This is a genomic window from Arthrobacter sp. P1_A5 (assembly GCF_056406825.1).
Window position 1 is genome coordinate 1 of sequence record NZ_JBFTZL010000025.1, and the last position, 20288, is coordinate 20288.

Sequence of the window (20288 nt, forward strand, 5' to 3'; positions counted from 1 at the left end):
TCGGTATCCCGATGAACCCCACCACCATCTTTAGTGCGTGTGGTTTGGAACCTAGGCTGCGACGTCGGCCTTGGCGCGGCGGCGAACCACCACAACGGAGGTTACGCCAGCTGCCAGGGCACCTGCGCCCACCAGGGACCAGATCATGAGGTTGGAATCAGCGCCGGTGTTGGCCAATCCGCTGGTCGATGTGGAGGTCGTAGTGGTCGTGGAGGCCGGCGCCACTGCGGCGCCTTCCACCGTGATGCTCGAGGTAGCGGTGATGCCAGACTCCACACCGGTCGCGGTGATGGTGTAAACGCCCGGCTCGCTGATGCTGAGCGGGAGGGAAAAGGTGCCATTGCCATCTGCCTTAGCGGAGAACTGCTGCGGTGCCAGCGGCAGCGTGATCTTGCCGGTAACGCTCATGCCGCGGCCGTTGACGCTGGCGCCCGTTGATGCAGGCTTGGTCCCGGGAGTGACCTTGATGATGAGGCCTTCGCCGGCCTTAAAGCCCTTACCGCGGAAGACGAAGTCAGCGCCAGGGCCAACAACGCCGTCAGAAACGGCGGCGTTGGCGGGCGGTGCCGGGTAGTGATCCGCAGCTACTGCGGGAAATGCGCCAATGAGGGCGATGGAGCCCGCGAGTGTGATTGTTGCAAGTGTTTTCTTCATGTGTCCCCCTGAGACCGTAAATTCGTGTGTCACGCGATGTGGAGATTCCCGGTCCCCCGAGTGGCCGCGGATTGAAATCTCATTTGATAAGCCCATGCAGACGATAGCACCTAAAACGCGTGTGACCAAAGTGAATCAAGTCGCTTTACATATCGTTAACTTGGCGTCTACTTGGGCGCCCCGCAGGCGGAATTCTCGGTGGCCAGAATGACGTCCTTGACAGGCTGAACGCTGGGCGTGACAACCACGGTCGGTTCCGCATGCTGAACGATCTTGCCAAAGGTCAGTTCTACAGTGCTGCTCTGGCCTGGCGCCAGGGCAACGGTGACGGTTCCCACGGGTCTATCGGCGTGACGGTGGGCGGCGAAGTCGGTCTTGGTGCCGTCCACGGTGGCTGTTTCCACGTTGGCTTGGACCGGACCGTAGGCAATCACGTTGGTCTGGACTGTACCGGCCGGCACGCCGTAGCTCGCGCCTCCAGTGACATACGCGGGAAGTGACGCGGCTGCATCTGCAGGGGCCGTGTTGGTGCTGGTGATGCGCACCTTGACTTGCCGGTAGTCGTCACCAGTACATTCCTTAACGAGTTGAACGGTCCGCTTGACGTAATAGTCCATCTTTGCCCCGGTGCCGTCATTGAAATAGGCCCCGAACTGCGCGGGGGCGACGCTCTTGCCCGCGATTGATCCGCTGAGCGGGTAGTTCTCAAGGATGGCTTGTTCATTGGCGTTGCCGGACCATACGAGGACCCGGCCTTCCGCTACTCCGCGAGTGATGCCTTTGATCAAGCCCTTCGCTTCGCCCTTGCCGCTGGAGAGGGCTCCGAAGATTTCTTTGGCAACGCCCGCGAAATATGCGTCCTGCACGTCAGGGCGTTCGATCTTCGCGTAGACATCTGAGACCAGGGTCTGAACAACGTTCTTACCAGTCAGCTCGGTAGGGAGACCGCTCTTGGCTGCAGCTGCCAGTTCGGGGTCAGCGATCCGTACAGGGCCCGTCGCATCCAGGATATAGCCCAGCGCCACGGGGTCCAGTGATAGGACACCGTCCACGTGCTGCCCCGTCTTTCTTTCCCACATGCCCTGCGCAGTGGCCGCGGCGGTGGGAAAGTCCGGCGTGAGGTTTACGTCCTGCATGTATTCGCCCAGCCGTGCCGAATAGATCTGCTGCTGTTCGGGATCCACGGACAATACGGGGGACATGGCGCCGAGGCCCACTGCGCTGTCTTGCGCGCCCAAAGCCAACCTGCCGTTGTCCAGCGTCAGTATCGCGAGCGCCCCCGGTATGCCCCCCGACGCACGGGCTTCTGCGTTGTTTTGAATCATGAGCAGATAGTTCCGCTGGCCGTCTGCTCCCAACATCCCGGGGGCAACTTGGGCAGAGTTGGCCGCCGCCTCTAGCGCACCGGTTACGGCTCCTAGCTGTTCCCGGGCACGCACCAGGGGTTCCGCCACTTCAGGGAGCAAACCGCTCGCATTGATGCCGTTCAGACGCTCGGACGAAGAACGCACCGCGTGCGCGACGGAGGAAACGCTGGGGGATGCTTGTCGTAGGGGGGCGAGGTCCGTCCCGGCGCTGCTCGGCAGCAGGCTGTCCCAATTAAGGGACCCGAAAACGTTAACCAGCGGGCCCACGCCCAACGTAGCCACATCGTCCGCTGATCGTGCTACTTCGGTAATGGCGCTGAAATTGGCTCCCAACCAAGGAATGGCAGAGGCCAAGGACCACAACGGATCGCCTGCTGCCTCGCGTGCTGCCGCTGTGTGTACGCGAAGCTGGGTAGCCGTCGCGCGGGCCTCTTTCGGCTTGTCGTCGGCAATATCGTCCTTAAGGACAGGAATGAGCTGCGACGTAGCTTCAAGTTCCGACCTGATAATGGTGGCTTTGGAGCCGAGCCACGCTACGGAAGCGATGGCGAGTATCCCCGCCGTTGCCAGCGACAGGGACGCGACCACCCAGCGCCGGCGACGGCTAGAACGCTCAGGTCCGGCGTTCCCATCCGACACGGGCTGCTCTGATGTGTTGCGTGGCTCCGCGGTTCTCATGGCGTCTGTCATCTCTGGTTGGAACACGGAATGTGAGCAGGTCCGGACATCTTGGAAGCTTCTGGCGACTCAACAACTGGGAGAACGCCACTGCTGATCAATATTCCACGCATTTTGTTGCCTTCCCCAAGAAACAGGATTGGCGGCATGCTGCCGCAGAGAACTAGACGTGGCACGGATCAGACCGCGCCTGCACTTGCGAATACTGCCTTGAAAGTCTTGAAGAGTATGACTATGTCGCCCATGAGCGACCAGTTCTCCACGTAGTAGAGGTCCAGGCGGATACTCTCCTCCCAAGTGAGGTTTGAGCGCCCACTGACCTGCCAAAGACCGCTCATGCCAGGACTTACGTACAGCCGACGGTGGGCCGCGTCGTCGTAAAGAACTACCTCGAGTTCTCGCTGCGGACGTGGCCCCACCAAGCTCATGCTTCCGTTGAGAACATTGAAGAGCTGGGGGAGCTCGTCAAGAGAAAACTTTCGGAGTATGCGCCCTAGCCGCGTGATTCTTGGATCGTTTTCGACTTTGAAGAGTGGAGTGTCTGCTGACCCTTGGGCTTTTAATAGGGCCCGCAGCTCGAGATCAGCGTCTTCTTTCATGGAACGGAACTTCAGCATTTTGAAGGTTGTCCCGCGAAGTCCTACCCGCTCCTGCTCATACAAGATTGGGCCGGGACTTGTCGCCCRGACCAGTATTGCTAGAATCAGAAACAGGGGCGAGAGACAAACGACGAGGAGACCCGCGACAACAATGTCGAATCCGCGCTTTGCCACCTTCCTCCCGCCCGTAAGTTTCGGCGTCGAAACGTGTATTAGGGGRAGGCCGGCAACTGGTTGGGTATGGATGCGAGGCCCAGCGATGTCAGTCAGAGCCGGCGCCATGATCATTGCGACCTCCCGTGCCGCCAGTTCCCAGCCCAGTTTTCGGAGGTCTTTGGGGTGCATGTTGACTCCGGCCGAAACTGCAACCGCGTCCACCTCTGTGGCAATGATGACTGAAAGGATCGTATCGAAGTCGCTCTCATAACCGGTCACCGGAACGGGCAGGGCTGCGACACCTTGTCCGCTGGACGCCGCTCCGGGGAGATGAGCTGCGACAGGCAGGTACCCGGCAGCAGGTGCGCTTAGCAGGGACCGGACGACGTGGGCCACGGAGTGCGGTCCACCGATGATGAGCACTCGCGATGCGCTGTGACCTCGACCTCTCTCAAGTACTAAGTGCTGCCGAACAAGCCATCTAGCAACTAACAATCCTGCGGCTCCCGCGGGAAATGCAAGGCCAACGAACCCGCGAGCAGTGTCTATGCGGAGGGCGTACGAAATTACGGCAACAAATCCAAAGAGCCAGGCCGAGGCAGCGACCACTCTTCGGTATTCCTCCGAGCCGGAACCCAAAATTTTGGCCTCCCGCGATCCCCATAGTTCCAACATCAACCACCAGGCCAACACCAGAACGCCCGAGAGCGCCAAGTAATCGGTTTCACGCAAGGGGACCATGCTTATTTCTGCGAAACCAATTCTGACGACATAGGCGCCAGCTACTGCCCAGACAACGACTCCCGCGTCGAGAATCCTCAGCCGGCGCGAGTACTGCCGCCGCCAAGCATTTCTCTGATACACCATCGCGACTTGCTCCCCCATGCCTTACAACCCTAATTACCGTCTGATGCTACCGGGACTGCCCCGGCTCTTGTTGACTCGGGGATTGGGCCGCGTTGTCCGCGGTCCGGTTGATTGTTTCATATTCGATGGGCGTGAGTTTCCCTGCCGTCTTTGCCTCCGACGGTGGTAGGTCCTTTCCTCCCAGGTCCTGATGGCCAGTCGGTGCTCCTGCCAAGCGGTCCACCGCTGACCGCGCCGCGCTGAGGCAGAGCTTTCCTTCACTGGTGGGGTGCCCGGTGATGTCTGTTAGCCACAATTCGTTCGGCGCCGCGGCGGTGAAGGCCCGTTCCACTCGGTCGTCGTGTCCCGGCTTCCGGTTCAGAGATCGCTTCTTCCAAAACGCCGACCGGATGCCATGGACGGACGCTGCACAAACGCTGGACCCAGCTTTCGCCCGCCGTGATGCCGTTCCGCGGGCGTTCGTCGGCGATGAACGGTATCCGAAGACGGGATCGCCGACGTGGATGTCCACGGCGGCGTTGCCCAAGTGCGCATCCGCCCAGTCCCGTTCCGTCACCGGGCTGGCCTCCGCCGGTAATAGCTTTGCTTGCTGAATTCCAACACTCTGCAGGTCACCGCCACGGGGACACCGTCGGTGGCAAGATCCTTGGCCAGAGGATAGATCATTTTGGGTTGGTGTCCCTGCCGCCGGGCGGCCCTGTTCTCCTTGCGCTCGACGATGGCGATCCAGCGTTTCAATGTGACCGAGAGCCCGAAATCCTTCGAGATCTGCGCCGCCGACTCCTCACCCTTGCAGGTCACATCAACAGCATCTTGGCGGAGGTCAAGGAGTCAACAAAACCAAGTGGCAATCCTTCTCCCTGGGAGACAGGCACGCGCGTTGTACGCCGCCGGCAGCCCTCGCACAGCGCCGGTGGATCACGGCTAAGAGTGTGGAGACATTGCGCTAAGTCCGAGGCGCGCGAGTCGCGAGGGTAGACTCCTATAGGCGTCATGACCATGATGGCCGAAGTTGTTTCGCTGGAGACTGAGTCTCCGCTTCACAATAGAGGGGGACTCTGGTTTGGACCTACGAGATTACGTGCGCATTGCTCGCGGTCGTTGGATGTTTATTGCTGCGTTGACATTGACGGGCCTCTTGCTCGGTGCCGGAGCCTCCGTGGTCATTAAGCCGACGTATACATCGGAGGTCCAACTCTTTGTTGCCATCCAGAGTTCCGGTACGGTCCAAGAACTTCAGCAGGGAAACAATTTTGGTCAGGCGCGAGTACAGTCTTATGTCAAGACTGTCGGCTCTCCCATAGTTCTTCAGCCGGCAATTGAATCTCTCGGCCTTGAGATAACGTCTGACCAGCTCGCGACGAAAGTTCGCGCGACTACTGATGCGAATACTGTTCTGATCAACATCTCTGTCGCGGACAGCTCTCCGGTGCAAGCGCAGGCAATCGCCCAAGCCGTTGGAAACAGCCTTATCAAGGCAGTCGAGTCATTAGAGAAGCCGAAGTCCGGCGGCATGTCACCAGTAGGGTTGTCGATCATCAAGCCAGCGACAGCGCCCTTGACGCCATCGGCTCCTAACACACCCATCTATTTGCTGCTAGGGACGGTCATAGGGTTGGGTGTGGGCTTCGGCGGTGCGGTTCTACGTTCGGTCCTTGACAATAGAATTACGGGGGAGATAGATCTTCGCGACGTGACGGATTCGCCGTTGCTAGGCGGAATTCCATTTGACCAGGAAGCTGTGAAAAGCCCGTTGCTCACACAAGCTTCGCCCCAAAGTCCGCGCGGCGAGTCCTTCAAGCAATTGAGGACAAACCTGCAGTTTGCGAATGTTTCCGGTACCGCCAAGACCATAGTCATCACGTCTTCACTCCCGGGAGAGGGAAAAAGTACCACAGCAACAAATCTTGCCATTTCTCTTTCCGACGCAGGGCAAACGGTTTGCCTTATCGACGCTGATCTCCGACGACCAATGGTTGGTGAGTATTTAGGGCTCGAGCGGAACGCGGGTCTCACTACAGCTCTAGTGGGCGCAGCCGATGTTAACGAGCTTTTACAACAATGGGGTAGCGGTAGTTTATACGTTCTAACTTCAGGCAGGATTCCGCCAAATCCCAGTGAACTGCTTGGTTCCGCCGAAATGAGCGATCTCATCATTCGCCTCGAACGGGTGTTTGACGCTGTTATTATCGATGCTCCGCCGCTCCTTCCCGTGACGGACGCTGCCGTCCTCGCGCAACACGTTGGTGGTGTCGTAATGGTAGTTCGGTCGCAGAAGCTCAAGAAGCAGGATCTGACAAAGTCGCTGAACGCACTTCAGATGGTTGACGGGAATTTGCTTGGAATTGTCCTGAACGGCCTTCCCGCTAAAGACCCTGGCTCCTATTCCTATGGCTACTACCGCCAAGAAGGGAAGTCGGCGGTGAAGATTGCTGAAACGCGACGTCGAGTCTCCGCCATGGAATATGAAGCGGTCGAATCAGGACATCCTACCGCGGCATCTTTCACCAACGAGATGGAACGGGGACGAAGGCGGCCAGCGACAAACTTCTCCGCGTCGCCATCTGCACGTTCCAGTGAGGGATAACGCTCGACAAATTAGATGCCGTCGGTCCGACTCGCGATTGCACGTGCAATGGGCGCGAACGATTCATGCCCCAGCACGATTTGTGAGGAGTTCCGACCCTTCGCAGTTGCATAATTGGGTGCGGCTGACGCTGGAGCCGCGGCGTATGGCCGCAGCGTATGCCGGTACCGCTACGGCGTGGTGCGGGAGGAAGGAGGTCAGGGCCTTCTTTGCATTGGCAGCGGACGGGCAACCAAACGTAAAAGAAGYCCCAACGCGAAGAAATCTACTTCCTGTTCCGACGGTCGGGACTGCCCTGGCCTTGTTGAGTCGCAGTTTGAGGCCGCGTTGGCCGCGGTCCGATTGATTGTCTCATATTCGATGGGGGCGAGTTTCCCAAGCGTCTTTGCCTCTGGCGGTGGTGGAAGGTCACTTCGAGGCCGTGATTGCCAGCAGAAGCTTCTGGCATGAGAGCCACCGCTGACGGTCCTGGACATTATTCTGCAGCAGCGAGAAATACGATTCCATCGCTGCATTGTCCCGGCACGCACGGACCGTGCCCATCGACCCTGTGAGCCCGTGGTGCCTGAGCAATTTGACGAAGAGGCGAGACGGGAACGGCGATCCACGATTCGATTCACCAATGTCCCGGACGGACGGCGTGCCCGCACCGTGCTCTCCAGTGGGCGACCGCCACCGAGGATTTCATCCGTGAGTCCATCGAGTACCCACCGAATCTGCCGAACTAGACGTCCTTCACCGCGCATAGGTAGAGCTTCCCTTCACCGGTGCGGTGCTCGGCGATGTCGGTCATCCACACCCCGCACGTCACCGCCGTTGGAATCCCCCGGCCGTAAGATGACCGACGGCAGCTCATCCTGGGTTGATGTCCCTAGCCTGATAGGGGACAGCCCGGCGGAGAATCTTATTCTCCTGGGGCGACAAGCGGTCGCGCTTCTTATATCTCGCGGACCTCGGCCGATTCCGCCGGTGCCTGCCGTTTCCCGGTCTCCCTACGTTCGGCGATGGCGATCCAGCGCCTCAGCGTCGCGACCGAAAGCCCGAAATCCTTCGCCATCTGCGCCAGAGGCGCGTTGCCCTTGCAGCCACATCAACAGCATCGTGGCGGAACTCCGCCCTTAAGCCGTCGGCAGGTTCAACGTCCTTCCACGAAGACTCGCTTGCTAGGTCAAGGAATCAACAAAACCGGTGGCGGTCTCACCTGGCAGTCGAGTACGCACAGCCCACCCGGCCCAGAACTGCTCTTGATTTCCGATTAGAACGTCTCCACCACACCCAGGATTGACGATTTCTCCAACGAGCAGACAGCCCTGAGAATTCCCGTGCTAGGTGACTTGGGCACTGGACCGACCGGCAACGGCAGGGCACGGTGGGCCACATGGTAGAAGCCTGCACGGATTGTCTTCGCCATCACCTTCGAGGGAAGAATCAACTTAATGCCAACCGCGGATCCACCGTAAACGGACGCTCCCTGCGCGAGACCCCCACCTGCAGCCTGCAGCCTATGACGGTGTACCGCGGATGAGTCGTTCCCGGCGTTCGGCTAGGTCGAGATCGCAATGTGGGCGGTCATGGTTATATTCAGCTGTGTTGTTGGCTGCTTGCAGACGTCACCGCTACGTTAGGGGCACTCGGAGGCCGTCACGAATTCCGCGGACGAAGCCTTTCAGTTTGGCAAAGCGTTGCCGCTCGAATACTAGTGTCAGGGCGATTTGCTGCGGAATCTGCCAGATGCCTTCGTGTGTGAGACCAAGCTTGCGCCCGTGCTTGCGGGTAAAGAGAACGCGATTGCGGGCCTTGTAATAGCATCGGGCGGGGCTGTGCCCAAAGGCGAAGAACCGCTCGATTCGCCAGCTGCCCGAGAGGTCTTTGCGAGGTACGTGCAGCCAAGTGCGGGTTGCCCGCCCCACTTCATGGAGCAGAGCGGCCGTATTGACGCGAAGGATCGTGTAGCCAGCGTCCATGAGACGCTGATTGAAGTCGTAGTCGACGTAGTCGATGAAGAACAGTTCATCGAACCCCCCGACCCGGCTCCACGCGGTGAGATCGACGATTGCTCCCGACGTGATGGCGCCCCTCCGGGCCGGTTGCCGGTACCGTTCGACATGCGGTAGATCGAGGTGCATGTACTCCTCGAGGGTTTGTTTGTTTCGATCAACTATGTACGGCGTGACCATGCCGATTCCGTCCACGAGTTCTGTGGCGAGTTTGGAGACCATCGCGGGGGAGCAGACGCTGTCCTGGTCGAGCGTGACAAGGGATGTAGCGCCGTGGTCGAGGGCGGCCTCCGCCAAGCGGTTAAGCGCTGCGGCGATGCCTTCGTTTGTTTCGCTGTGGAGGACCGTTATGTTTCGTGAAGCGTCGGCGAGATTCGAAATCTCCTCGCTGTTAGTCGAGCCGTTGTCATAGATGAAGATGTGGGGTACTTGCGGTGAGATCGCTTCCAGATTCTCTTGGAGTCGGTTGATGTCTGGCTCGAAGGTGACGATGCCGGCGATGATCATGCTGACGCTCTCAGTTGTGGTGGTTCGGTTGCGGGACGGGTACGGGTGCGCGGTGAATTCCGTGGCGGGTCAGGTATGCCCAATACTCGTCGCGGTAACTACGGAGCGCTTCAGCGCCTATTGCATAGTCATGGTCTAGGGCGTCATCGACGCTTAGACCGTTCATGTAGCGGCCGGTCAAATGCAGGCGCTCGGTTAGGGTTCGGGTCCTGGTGTTCATCGCGCCTGCGAACCCATGACGTTCGAGTAGAACAAGAGGCTTGTCGAAAAGGAAAGCGAATATCGCGCCATGGTAAGAGTCGGTGACTACGCAGGAGGCCGCCTGCATCATACCGATGAAATCCGCAGCGTCTGTTTCCCATGCGGCGCCGCCAACCGTGTCGGACAAGTGCAGGATATCGAGTGAATGGTGTTCGGCGAGCTTCGACACGTACTCGGAGTGCTGCGGCAGTAGCTCGCCAAGGTGGTAGAGCAGAATCTTTCCTCTGGCGTCGGCGGAAGGAGTTGCGATCGCAGCCCAGGATTCACGGTCGTACATCAGAGTGGGGTCGACGAGGAGAGTGAATTTCGGTGCGTCCCGCCGGGAGGCGAGCGAGTGGGTCCATTCGGTTTCGCGTGTTCCGACTTCGTCGAATCCGGAAAGCCACCGTTGGTAGGAGCGTAGCCATTCGGACGGGATCCGTTCATGCCCGACGCTGGGAGAGAGTGTGACGACGTTATTCGGCGACGTGAAGTCGGCGAAGAGGTTTCCTCCGATGCCGTAGTCGTAGTTCCAGATCTGGTCGCTCCCGATGCCAATGCACGAATAGGAGTCCGCCAAGTCCGATGTGGACTGCCGATCGACGAACTGAGGCCTCAAATAGGTGTGCGAGAACGTCGCGAACCGTTCCTGTCGTCTCGTTGCTGAGGCTGCCGACAGTGCGGGTGGCTTTGCAGCGTTCAGGCGCCGCAAGCGGCCGAGCAAACGTGTGGCTGCTCCGCGGATGCCGAGTCGGCGGAGCTTTCGGGGCAGCCTCTTCAGTGCTGCGAGCCGCGGCTCGTGTCCTTGGAGGACGAGGAGGTCGACCTCGTAGCCGCACTCCTCGAGGATGCTGCGTGTGGCGTAGTTGACTAGGTGATTGCCGTAGTTTGTCGTGCTGTAGTGAATAATAATGCCGATGCGATGGCTGGATGTCATGGAGCGCCTCTCGTGCTCAAATGGGTGCCGATGCTGTGCGGAGGGAGACTAATTGCTTAGGTAGGCGGCTCTTACCTGTTCAACCGATCTATGAGTCTCCGACCTACGCGCTTGATGCTGTGGAGAATACGCCGCGCGAGTGGCACGTCCAGGCGCCGGTAGCGCGCAGATTCTCGCCGGTACTCGCGAAGGTAGATGCGCAGGTCGTCGTTCTCGAGAGCCGCGAGGAATGACTCATGGCTGCGGGCGGCCATTCGACGTCGTTGGCGGATGAGGTTCGCTCGTTTGGGCGGTACGTCGACGGCTTGAGTGGGCGAGACGCGCTTGGCCGGGACGGAGAGCCCGGCGGCAATATCATCGGCGAGTCGGACGGCAAGTCCGTCACGGCGATGGCGGAAGCCGCCTGCCTGTGATGTTGCGACCCTGTCCGCAGAGGCGTCTAACACTGTAATCTCTCGCGCTGCCGCACCGACGTCGAAGATCTCGTCGATGACGCGGTTGCGGCTGACCACCACGTTCGTCCCGTAGGGGTAGGAGATGAACTCGGGTAGCCAGGCATCCCCGAAGCTCACATCTGCGGTCTCGCCTACGACATCATCGCAGAAGTTGCAGGCTTCTGGCTGGAAGGCGCTGTGGCCCCAATTGCCGCCAGCGAGGGTGCGCACCGGAGCGCTGACGGTGTCACCGGTACTGACTGAACGGGCCGCAAAGTCGTAGTCGTTCGCGGTCCGATCGCCGTGCTTGACACGGAAATCGACCGCGGCGAGATCTCGGGGGTGAACGCTGAGCTGCCACGCGAGGGAGTCCGCAAATGCGTGAGTCTTATAGTGACCGCAGACGAGGGCAACGAAGAAGACCAAGCGCTCGTTGAAGGCGGGATTCTCTCGGCAGAGTGCGCGGGCTGCGCGGATGAAGCAGGGAACACCGACGACAATGTAGCGCTGCGGAGTGTCCGTTACCCTGCGGAGCGCGTCGGCCATGGTCGTGGCGTAGTACTGCGACTTGCGTCGGGTGCCTGCCTCCTCGCGGTTCGAGATCCCCTGTCGGAACAGCTCGCCGTCGTCGGGTGTTGATGCTCCCACATGGATGACCGCGTCGGCGTGCCCCTCGGTGATGAGCCTCTCGACGAGCCAAGATGCTAACCCTCCAGAGCTGGAGCCCAACAAGTAACTTTCGTCTGTGACGCGCCCCGCGAACGTGCGAGAGTGGACGCCCAGGCGGGGGTCGGCGGACATCGTCGGGTCGGTATGTGGGGCGCGAAGCTCGTCTTCATTGGGCGATTCGTCGGAGAACGGGCATACACGGCTCGCTGCGCGAATCTGTGGTTCCGACGCGTCATCGAGGACCGCTTCGTAGAGTCGGGTCCGCCCCAGCTGCACGCGCACTGCCCCGCCGGTCGCGGCAGAACACGCCCCGCATCCGATGCAGATGCCTCGTGCGACGGTCTCTTCAATCCGGTGCATAGGGTTAACCAACCTTTATTCGGGGGAGGAGTGAGGATCGCGCTAGACGGATCCAGTCGGCGAGRAGGGCCCGGCTCTCGGGCAGGGCGAGGAGCACGGCGGTCATCGCGGCCGTGCCCGCCAGGACCCCCACTGCCACACCCACGGGTGGGGGGACCGGCGGGAGCACGGTGAAAGCGACCGCGGACGCCGCACCACCGAAGGCTCCTCCAAGCAGAATTCGACTGCCATTGGCGAGAAAGCGCCACGCGGGAAAATCTGCAGTTCGCGCAAGCCAGACTAGGTTCAGCGGCCACGAGAACGCCATGGCGGCTGCATATCCCCAGGCAACGCCGATGAGCCCGAAGTGAGAACCGAGGTAGATGCTCGCGATTGCGAGGGGTTTCGACACGAAGTTGTAAGAAAGGAGTGCGTAGGGCTTCTCCTTGACGATGAAGGCCCAATAGCTGACGTGGTTGAAGACCCACACCGCCCCACCGACTGCTAGGACCTGGAAGACGGGAACTGCCGGGACCCATTGGTCGCCGAGCAGGAACGGGATCAGGGCCTGGGCGGTACCTGCGGTCACGGCGAACATCCATACGATCAGCGTCCCGACGCCGAACTGGACCTTGTAAAGGAGCGTGTCTGCATCCCGCTGTGCCGCCTTCGCGCGGTTCAGGGTTGTGACCACGACCTGAGTAAGCGGGTCTAGAAATCGCCCTGCGGGCGCGGTTAGCAGCTGGTAGGCGCGGTTGTAGTAGCCAAGCTGCGTAGCGCCGAGCTGGGCGCCGATAATCAGGGTACCGACGTTGCTCTGCGCGAACGTCAGCATCTGGGCGACACCGTAAGTAGCACCGGTCCTGAAAAGCCTTAGTGAATCATGTCCGCTTCGGGGTGCCAGGGGCATCCATCGGCTGGCGATCCACCGGTAAAGCAGGGTCACGAAAGCGGCGGTGAGGGTTTGCGCCACAAGCGCCCAGTATCCGGTCCCGGCGATTGCTAGCGCGATGGCGACGGCGAGCGCGAGGAGCTGTCCGATGATGTCGCTGGCGACAAGGGTAACGAACTGCATACCGCGAGCCAAATGCACCTGCAATTGAGAGGACAGCCCGCCCAGGAATACCGCGATCGCGAGGGACGGCACGATTAGGGTCAGCCGCGGCTCGTTGAACAGATCCACGAGCGCTGGCGTGGATACAACGAGAAGGATCAAGCAGACCGCGGAGATCACCGCGCTCATCCAAAACAGGTTCGATGCTTGCTGGCGGGTGAGGGATTGTTCCTGCAATCCGGCGAGGGGCAGCCCGAAGTCGCGGAGGAGGTTACCGAGCGCGACGAAGATTGTGACCATCGCCACCACCCCGAAGTCCGATGGCGACAGGAGCCTGGACAGGACCAACAGGGAAACGATTTGAATCGCGAAGCTAGCTCCGCTCCCCATGAGGACCAACCCGCCCCCACGGGCTCCGCGGACGGAGAGATTCGTGCCTGCATGTGCGGACCCTTCAGCCATTGTTGAGCTTCCTTCCACGTGAACTGCGTACGGGCCGTTCGACAGACATCTGTAAGCCGCGCGTGCGCACCCAGAGCCAGCCGAGGAGCAGCAGTAGATTGATGTGGCGGTAGCGGGCCGCGGTGGCGAAGATTCTGTCTTGCCAGCCTGATGGTGTTGCGCGTGTGATAGCAGCTTGGACGAAGGGTTCGGAGAGCAACAGACGCAGTTGGGCTCGGTTCGTGCCGGGCCGGCCCACGGCAGCCATCACGCCGCTGAGGATCTTAAGGTAGTTCAGAACGCCGTCCGCAGCAGCCTGAGCGATGCGGACGTGACCATCGTCCGAAAGCCCACGCTTCCTGCCGAGCGTTGCCTCGACTCCGGCGAATTCGTCGACGGTGCGCGAGAGTGCGGTGATCGTTCGAGGCGACGCACGGCGAGTCGCGCTCTGGTCATGGGACGCATCGTACACGTACCAGACATCGGAGCAGAACGCCACGCGGCCGGCTTCGAGAAGGACGTGTACATTGTGCAGCCTGTCCTCGGCGTGGGAGACCCCCTCGGGGAAGCGATTACGTCGGGCGGTGTCCGCACTATATATGCAGGACACCACGTTCGTGACCGAGAGAACGTGTGTCGGCTGACGGAGGGAAGGAGAATCCGAGAGTGCCCGAACGCAGGCGGTAACGATCACCTCGGGTGTGCCCAGCAGCGGCTCCTCCGCTGAGGGACCGCCCGTTCGCCATTCCGCAGTGCCAACGCCGTCAACCACGCGCATGCCACCAAAGACCACATCAGCGTCGGCAGTGCGCGCCACTGTCAGGGCGGCGGAGAGAAACCCTGCGTCCAGGTAGTCGTCGGCATCGAGGTACGCGATGAAGTTCCCGAGGGCGTACTCCACCCCGGTGTTCCGCGCCGCGGACACGCCCCCGTTTGCCCGGTGCACGACGCGGATCCGCGGATCTCGTTCGGCGATAAGGTCGAGGAACTCCGCGATCTCCACGGTGGACCCGTCATCCACGATTAGCAGCTCGAGATCAGCGTGCGTCTGGTCCAGAGCGCTAACAACGGCGCGTTGAATGAGTTCTGGAGGGGTGTTGAACACAGGAACGATGACGGTGACGAGGTCGTCACCGTCAGGTTTAGCGGGAGAATATCGAGTCATAGGGGAGGACACCATGGGCATTCCAAACTAAGAACTGGAAGACGAAACTCGTCATGTAGGCGCACATAAAGAGGGCAGTGAGCAAGTGTCGAGCAAGCCGATGCTGGACGAGAGACAGCGCCAGAGGTACAGCGAGCAGCTGAGCGGGAGCGAAGTAGTAGTTCAGGCGCAAAAAGAGGTATGCGATTGTGGCCGTGGCGACCAGAACCGCCGTGCTAACAGCGAGTACGTTCACCACGGCGTCCGCATAGCGATCGGCACGTCCGGCTTTGCCAACCTTGACCATTGTGAACGCGAAAGCGGCGACGGCCACGATGATGACGGCGGGTTGGATACTCCGCGTCGCCCCGTAGTTGGAGTCGAAGTACCACGCATAGTTCGGCGCGAATTGCGCCACAAGCAGAGACACTGCCTGCGGCACCACTAGGATAACCGCAATCATTGCCAGCGCGATCGCGATGCGGGCGGCGCGACCGACCCGGATCCACATGAGCGGCCAGACCGCGAACCAAATGAGAGCGCTCGCATGGAACGACGCGGCGAGAAGTGTGGCGAGCACAAAAGCCAGGTGCTTCTTACGGAGGGCGAACTCGATCGTGTTTACCAGGATCGCGATCGCGAGTCCCTGCTTGACGAGATTAAAGTCCTCGAGGTAAAAACCGCCGAAAGAGTAGATGAACACCGAGAGCGCGGGATTGATCGACATCCGCAGGAAGAACCGGTAGAACAGCGCGATCGTGAGGAACGAGGTGACGACGAAAATCCCCTGATAGTCGTCCGTTATCAACCCGACTGCTTTGTTGAGCAGAACGTAGCCAATCTCCTGTCCGTCGACATCACCGARYTGGATCTGCTCGAAGAGCGGAGCATAGCGGGGCCAGTAGTCGGTTCCGATGCCATATCGCAGCGCGGCGATCAGAAACAAGACGGAGAAGCTTAGCGCCACCCCGAAAAAGCTCGCGGTTCTGTCTCCTTTTCCGTTCAACCGCGAGGTGAGCTGGTCAGATCCGAGAGTGACAGCCCAGAGTGGGCTCGTGCGGTGCGGAGGTCTGCGGTGCAGCAGCATAGCGACGCTTGCGAGCAATCCGCCGAACAGGTAGATCACCGGGGATCACGCTCGCAATAGCTGATAAGCACGTCGACCGAGAGTTTGTTTCAGGGTCCCGTGCTTCAGGATCAGCCGGATTCTCGCGAATTTGTGGCGGCGGTGGAGTGAGGCGAACGCGCTCATCTCCTCACGCACGGCGGGATCGAGAAGATCGCTGTAGGCGCCAAGGAATGCTGCCGCCTGCGTGTATGTCTGGAGCGCAGCGGAGCGGTCCCCCTTTAACAGCTTGGAGAGGGCGAATCCGAGCCCCGACCTTTCCACGCTCCCGAGGGCATTCGTGGCGTGCTGGCGGTAACTCACGAGCGGGGTGGGGATATATGAGATGTGCCCGACGGTCGACGCGAGGAGCGCGATCCACCAGTCGTGCATGATCGCTCTAGTCGCATCAAACTCGCGGGCGTGAAATACGTCGGCAAGCGCGGCGTTGAACATCATCGCGCACCCGGGGATAGCGTTCTCTGCGAGGAGAGTCTTATGGGTGATGTCGTGGGGACGGGCACGTACCTGCTCCATGAAGGAGGGGTTCAGAAGGCCGAGCTGCGCGTCGACGACCGTAAGGTCCGAGTAAACCAAGCACGGCTGATCGCGGTGCTGAGCCTCGAGCTGCTGGCACCGCCGTACGAGATGTTCGAGCTTGTCAAAGCTCCATAAGTCGTCTTGGTCGCAGAACGCGAAATACGGTGCAGGGCCGGCAACGCGAAGAAGACGGAAGAAGTTGTCACGCGCGGAGCCGGCGGGGCCATCTCGTACGACGCGGACCTGGTTCGGATAATCTTCGGAAAAGCCCTGTACGATCGCGAGGGTGTCATCGCAGGAGCCGTCGTCGGCGACGACGAGTCGCCAGCGCCGGTGGCTCTGCGCGGCGATGGAGTCCAGTTGCTGCCGGAGATAGCGTGAACCGTCGAAGGTGGCCAGGAGCACGACGACTAGATCAGAGGCAGCAGCGATGCGGTAAGAGCCCGGCGCGGTGTCTTTCACGGGCGTTCCATTTCTGCACGGCGTGTGCGGCCATACGGCGACGTCGGTAGGATCGCGTCCCACACCACGGAAACGAGGCTGGTTGTTGCCCCGATCTGCGTCTTCTCTGGTGTGTTCTGAACGAACGAGGTCACGCTATCGGCGACGGCGTCTGCGGTTCGGACTGCCTGGGCGGGATCTTTGTCGGTCGCCTTATATTCGATCATCACAGTGTTGGGCGGTGGATCGGCCGGGGCTCGAGCTGGGAGACGAAACGTGAGGAACGGTCGTCTTTCGCGAGCTCCCAACTGCGACTTGGCGCATTCGGCGCGCAGACGAGTGCCGAGCTGTATCCCCATGGTTGATTCCCGCCTTTGTTGTCATGCCTCCCACAGCCTGGCTCAGCTCCAGGCAAGAGCATGCGCGCTTCGGTAGGCTAACTGCGGGGGTCCGCCTCAGAAGCCTACATGCTGTTAGCGGCCACGAAAAACTGCCCACGAGCGATCATATAATTGCCGTTTGAATTCTAGGCATCGTTGCGAACTTTACCTCGTATCGACATCCTCAAACACCAAAAACGTCTGGGTGTCCAGGACTCCGGGCATGGACTGCAGCTGGTCGAAGATCACCCGGCGAAGGTCGATGTTGTCCACGGCGCGCACCAGGAGGATGACATCGAAGTCCCCGCCGACCAGAGCGATGTGGTGGACCTCGGGGATGGCGCGCAGGAGTTCGCGCAGCTCGCGCCAGGAATGCTGGCGCACTTTCAGCGTGACGTAGGCAGAAGACTTCAACCCCGCTTTGATGGGATCCACCAGGGCGGTGAACTTGGTCAGGACGCCTTCGCCCGTGAGCCGGGCGATGCGGGTGTAGGCGTGGGCGCGGGAAATGTGGACGTTCTCGGCCACCTGTGTCACCGACATCCGGCCGTCCCGGGTCAGCTCCGCGATGATGTTCCGGTCCACATCGTCCAGCGGCACCGCCACCTGCTCTGATTCGAGCTCTGCCATTCGTCTACGACCCCCGCCGGTAATCCAGCTCACACTTACGATTTGTCTTCCAGATTAGGGCAAATTTGTGGACATCTCCACGATTCACGGGAGAGGTGGATACGAAACATCGGCTGGCGGCATACTGGGAAAGATTAGTGGCTACAGAAGGACGGACCAATGACGATCTCCGCAGACCACGCTGCGCAGCCAGCTGCGCGGCAGGCCGCGCAACAAGATCCAGCCGGTGATGCCGTGAGCAAGTTCGGTATCACCGTTGAGGACTACATGCTGCCCGCACGCCACCAGATCCAGATGGTGGGCCCGGGCGGAACCCTGAATCCCCACACGGAGCAGGGAACCCAGCCGGGGCACGAGTACAGCCTGCCCAGCGAGACCGAACTGATGGCCGCCTACGAGCAGCTCGTCATCGGCCGCCGCGTCAATGACCAGAACTCCGCACTCGTCCGGCAGGGCCGCATGGCCGTCTACCCCTCGAGCCACGGCCAGGAGGCGTGCCAGGTTGCCGCCGCACTGTGCCTTGCCGAGGGTGACTGGCTGTTCCCCACCTACCGCGACTCCGTGGCCGTGATGGCCCGCGGCGTGGATCCGGTCCAGACGATGACGCTCTTCCGCGGCGACTGGCACGGCGGCTACGACCCCGCCAAGAACAAGGTCGGCATCCAGTGCACCCCGCTGACCACCCAGCTGCTGCACGGCGTCGGCGTGGCCCACGCCGCCAAGCTGCGCGGCGAGGACACCGTGGTCCTGGCCATGTGCGGCGACGGCGCCACCAGCGAAGGCGACTTCCACGAGGCCCTGAACTTCGCCGCCGTCTTCCACCTGCCCGTGGTCTTCTTCGTCCAGAACAACCAGTACGCGATCTCCGTGCCGCTCGCGCACCAGTCCGTTGCGCCCTCCCTGGCCCACAAGGCCGTGGGCTACGGCATGGCCGGCGAACGCGTGGACGGCAACGACGTCGTGGCCCTGCTCGCCGTCCTCGGCCGGGCCGTCAAGCTGGCCCGGGAAGGTTCCGGCCCGCTGCTCGTCGAGGCGCACACCTACCGGATGCAGGCGCACACCAACGCCGACGACGCCACCCGCTACCGGCAGGACAGCGAAGTCGCCGAATGGGTGGCGAAGGACCCGCTGAGCCGGATGCAGACCTACCTGACGGACCGCGGCCTGCTGGACGACGACCGTGCCGCCAAGATCGCCGAAAAGGCAGAAGCGGTAGCCACCCAGCTGCGCGAAGGCCTCAGCGAAGAGGTCTCGGTGGAACCGCAGGATCTCTTCAAGTACGTCTTCTCCACCCCCACACCACAGCTGAAAGAACAGTCCGCCATGCTCGCCGACGAACTGGCCCGCGACGCCGCATCCACCGCAACCGCATCTGCCGCAGCCGCATCCATCTCAAGGGAGGCCGGGAAATGAGCCCCACCATCACCACGTCCTCCGAGGCGAACGGCAACGTCAGCGCCGCGACCGCCCGCGCCGCCGCCAAGGCTGCTGTTGCGGCCGAGCAGGCCGGCCCGCAGACCATCACSCTGGCCAAGGCCCTGAACACCGCGATGGCGGACGCCATGCACGCGGATGAGTCGGTCCTGGTCTTCGGCGAGGACGTGGGCATGCTCGGCGGTGTCTTCCGCATCACGGACGGGCTCACCAAGACCTTTGGCACGAGCCGCTGCTTCGACACCCCCCTGGCCGAATCCGGCATCGTCGGCATGGCGGTCGGCATGGCGATGAACGGCATGCGCCCGGTCATCGAAATGCAGTTCGACGCGTTCGCGTACCCGGCCTTCGAACAGATCGTCAGCCACGTCGCCAAGATGCACAACCGCACCAAGGGCGCCGTGAAGCTGCCCATGGTCATCCGGGTCCCGTTTGCAGGCGGCATCGGGGGAGTGGAGCACCACTGCGACTCGTCCGAGGCCTACTACGCGCACACCGCCGGCCTGAAGGTCTTCACCCCGGCCACCGTGGCCGACGGTTACCGGATGCTTCGCGAAGCCATCGACTCTGATGACCCCGTCATGTTCATGGAGCCCAAGAAGCTGTACTGGTCCAAGGACCAGGTGGACCTGGACGCGCTGCGCGCCGAGCACGCAGCGAACACCGAGCGCGGCACGTCCTCCGAGGGCCGGGCCGCCGTCGCCCGCCCCGGCACTGACGCCACGCTGATCGCCTACGGTCCGTCCGTTCCGACGGCGCTCGCCGCAGCGGCCGCCGCCGCCGAGGAAGGCCGCTCGCTGGAAGTGATCGACGTCCGCTCGATCGTGCCGTTCGACGACGAGACCGTCTGTGCCTCGGTCCGCAAGACCGGCCGCGCCGTGGTCATCGCCGAGGCCCACGGCTTCGCGTCCGTGGCCTCGGAAATTGTCGCCCGGGTCCAGGAACGCTGCTTCCACCACCTGGCCGCACCGATCCGCCGCGTCACCGGCTTCGACGTGCCCTACCCGGCGCCGAAGCTCGAGCACTACTACCTGCCCGGCGTGGACCGCATCCTCGACGCCGTTGACGACCTCCAGTGGGAAGACTGA

The 20288-nt window shown here is 61.4% G+C and carries 15 protein-coding genes and 2 pseudogenes; 3 read left to right on the top strand and 14 right to left on the bottom strand.

From position 1 onward, the window contains the following. Nucleotides 1–51: 51 nt before the first annotated feature. From AC1D1S_RS06565 to AC1D1S_RS06580, 4 genes and pseudogenes are all read right to left on the bottom strand, one after another. Nucleotides 52–654 (bottom strand): LPXTG cell wall anchor domain-containing protein, encoded by a 603-nt coding sequence (locus AC1D1S_RS06565; protein WP_476994025.1) that lies wholly within the window; start codon nucleotides 652–654, stop codon nucleotides 52–54. A gap of 167 nt (nucleotides 655–821) precedes the next feature. After that, nucleotides 822–2609, bottom strand: a complete 1788-nt coding sequence (locus AC1D1S_RS06570; protein WP_476994026.1) for a DUF4012 domain-containing protein — start codon at nucleotides 2607–2609, stop codon at nucleotides 822–824. A 269-nt stretch (nucleotides 2610–2878) separates the two neighbouring features. Then, nucleotides 2879–4339 carry a sugar transferase gene (locus AC1D1S_RS06575; protein ID WP_476994027.1) on the bottom strand — a complete coding sequence of 487 codons (1461 nt, stop codon included), beginning with the start codon at nucleotides 4337–4339 and terminating at the stop codon, nucleotides 2879–2881. A gap of 28 nt (nucleotides 4340–4367) precedes the next feature. After that, nucleotides 4368–5122: pseudogene (locus AC1D1S_RS06580) on the bottom strand (transposase family protein). 304 nt (nucleotides 5123–5426) lie between these two features. On the opposite strand from AC1D1S_RS06580, the gene AC1D1S_RS06585 reads away from it, so the two are divergent. After that, the gene (locus AC1D1S_RS06585) at nucleotides 5427–6908 is read left to right on the top strand and encodes a tyrosine-protein kinase domain-containing protein (protein ID WP_476994028.1); all 1482 of its coding nucleotides are present in this window, start codon (nucleotides 5427–5429) and stop codon (nucleotides 6906–6908) included. 320 nt (nucleotides 6909–7228) lie between these two features. Here the strand turns inward: AC1D1S_RS06585 and AC1D1S_RS06590 are convergent. The 10 genes and pseudogenes from AC1D1S_RS06590 to AC1D1S_RS06635 form a co-directional block, all read right to left on the bottom strand. Beyond that, nucleotides 7229–7997: pseudogene (locus AC1D1S_RS06590) on the bottom strand (DDE-type integrase/transposase/recombinase); the annotation flags it as partial. 527 nt (nucleotides 7998–8524) lie between these two features. Continuing rightward, nucleotides 8525–9412 (bottom strand): glycosyltransferase, encoded by an 888-nt coding sequence (locus AC1D1S_RS06595; RefSeq protein ID WP_476994029.1) that lies wholly within the window; start codon nucleotides 9410–9412, stop codon nucleotides 8525–8527. 10 nt (nucleotides 9413–9422) lie between these two features. Then, complete coding sequence (locus tag AC1D1S_RS06600) at nucleotides 9423–10589, bottom strand: polysaccharide pyruvyl transferase family protein (protein WP_476994030.1); 1167 nt, start codon at nucleotides 10587–10589, stop codon at nucleotides 9423–9425. A 71-nt stretch (nucleotides 10590–10660) separates the two neighbouring features. Then, a complete protein-coding gene (locus AC1D1S_RS06605; protein WP_476994031.1) occupies nucleotides 10661–11824 on the bottom strand; it encodes a Coenzyme F420 hydrogenase/dehydrogenase, beta subunit C-terminal domain in 1164 nt (387 codons plus the stop codon). Nucleotides 11825–12056: 232 nt separating this feature from the next. Further along, complete coding sequence (locus tag AC1D1S_RS06610; RefSeq protein WP_476994032.1) at nucleotides 12057–13547, bottom strand: lipopolysaccharide biosynthesis protein; 1491 nt, start codon at nucleotides 13545–13547, stop codon at nucleotides 12057–12059. After that, nucleotides 13540–14691, bottom strand: coding sequence for a glycosyltransferase family 2 protein (locus AC1D1S_RS06615; protein ID WP_476994033.1), 1152 nt, complete (start codon nucleotides 14689–14691; stop codon nucleotides 13540–13542). The genes AC1D1S_RS06610 and AC1D1S_RS06615 overlap by 8 nt, the downstream gene beginning before the upstream one ends. Continuing rightward, nucleotides 14669–15796: an EpsG family protein gene (locus AC1D1S_RS06620; protein ID WP_476994034.1), complete on the bottom strand. Its 1128-nt coding sequence runs from the start codon at nucleotides 15794–15796 to the stop codon at nucleotides 14669–14671. The genes AC1D1S_RS06615 and AC1D1S_RS06620 overlap by 23 nt, the downstream gene beginning before the upstream one ends. A 6-nt stretch (nucleotides 15797–15802) precedes the next feature. Further along, nucleotides 15803–16777, bottom strand: a complete 975-nt coding sequence (locus AC1D1S_RS06625; RefSeq protein ID WP_476994035.1) for a glycosyltransferase family 2 protein — start codon at nucleotides 16775–16777, stop codon at nucleotides 15803–15805. Then, entirely contained in the window at nucleotides 16774–16983 is a 210-nt protein-coding gene (locus AC1D1S_RS06630; protein ID WP_476994036.1) for a hypothetical protein, read from the bottom strand. The genes AC1D1S_RS06625 and AC1D1S_RS06630 overlap by 4 nt, the downstream gene beginning before the upstream one ends. 318 nt (nucleotides 16984–17301) lie before the next feature. Further along, on the bottom strand, nucleotides 17302–17766 hold the full coding sequence (locus AC1D1S_RS06635; protein WP_018775126.1) for an Lrp/AsnC family transcriptional regulator: 465 nt from the start codon (nucleotides 17764–17766) through the stop codon (nucleotides 17302–17304). Nucleotides 17767–17925: 159 nt separating this feature from the next. On the opposite strand from AC1D1S_RS06635, the gene pdhA reads away from it, so the two are divergent. Together pdhA and AC1D1S_RS06645 are read left to right on the top strand one after the other, a co-directional pair. After that, nucleotides 17926–19179 (top strand): pyruvate dehydrogenase (acetyl-transferring) E1 component subunit alpha, encoded by a 1254-nt coding sequence (gene pdhA / locus AC1D1S_RS06640; RefSeq protein ID WP_476994037.1) that lies wholly within the window; start codon nucleotides 17926–17928, stop codon nucleotides 19177–19179. Then, nucleotides 19176–20288 (top strand): alpha-ketoacid dehydrogenase subunit beta, encoded by a 1113-nt coding sequence (locus tag AC1D1S_RS06645; protein WP_476994038.1) that lies wholly within the window; start codon nucleotides 19176–19178, stop codon nucleotides 20286–20288. Before pdhA ends, AC1D1S_RS06645 begins: the two co-directional genes overlap by 4 nt.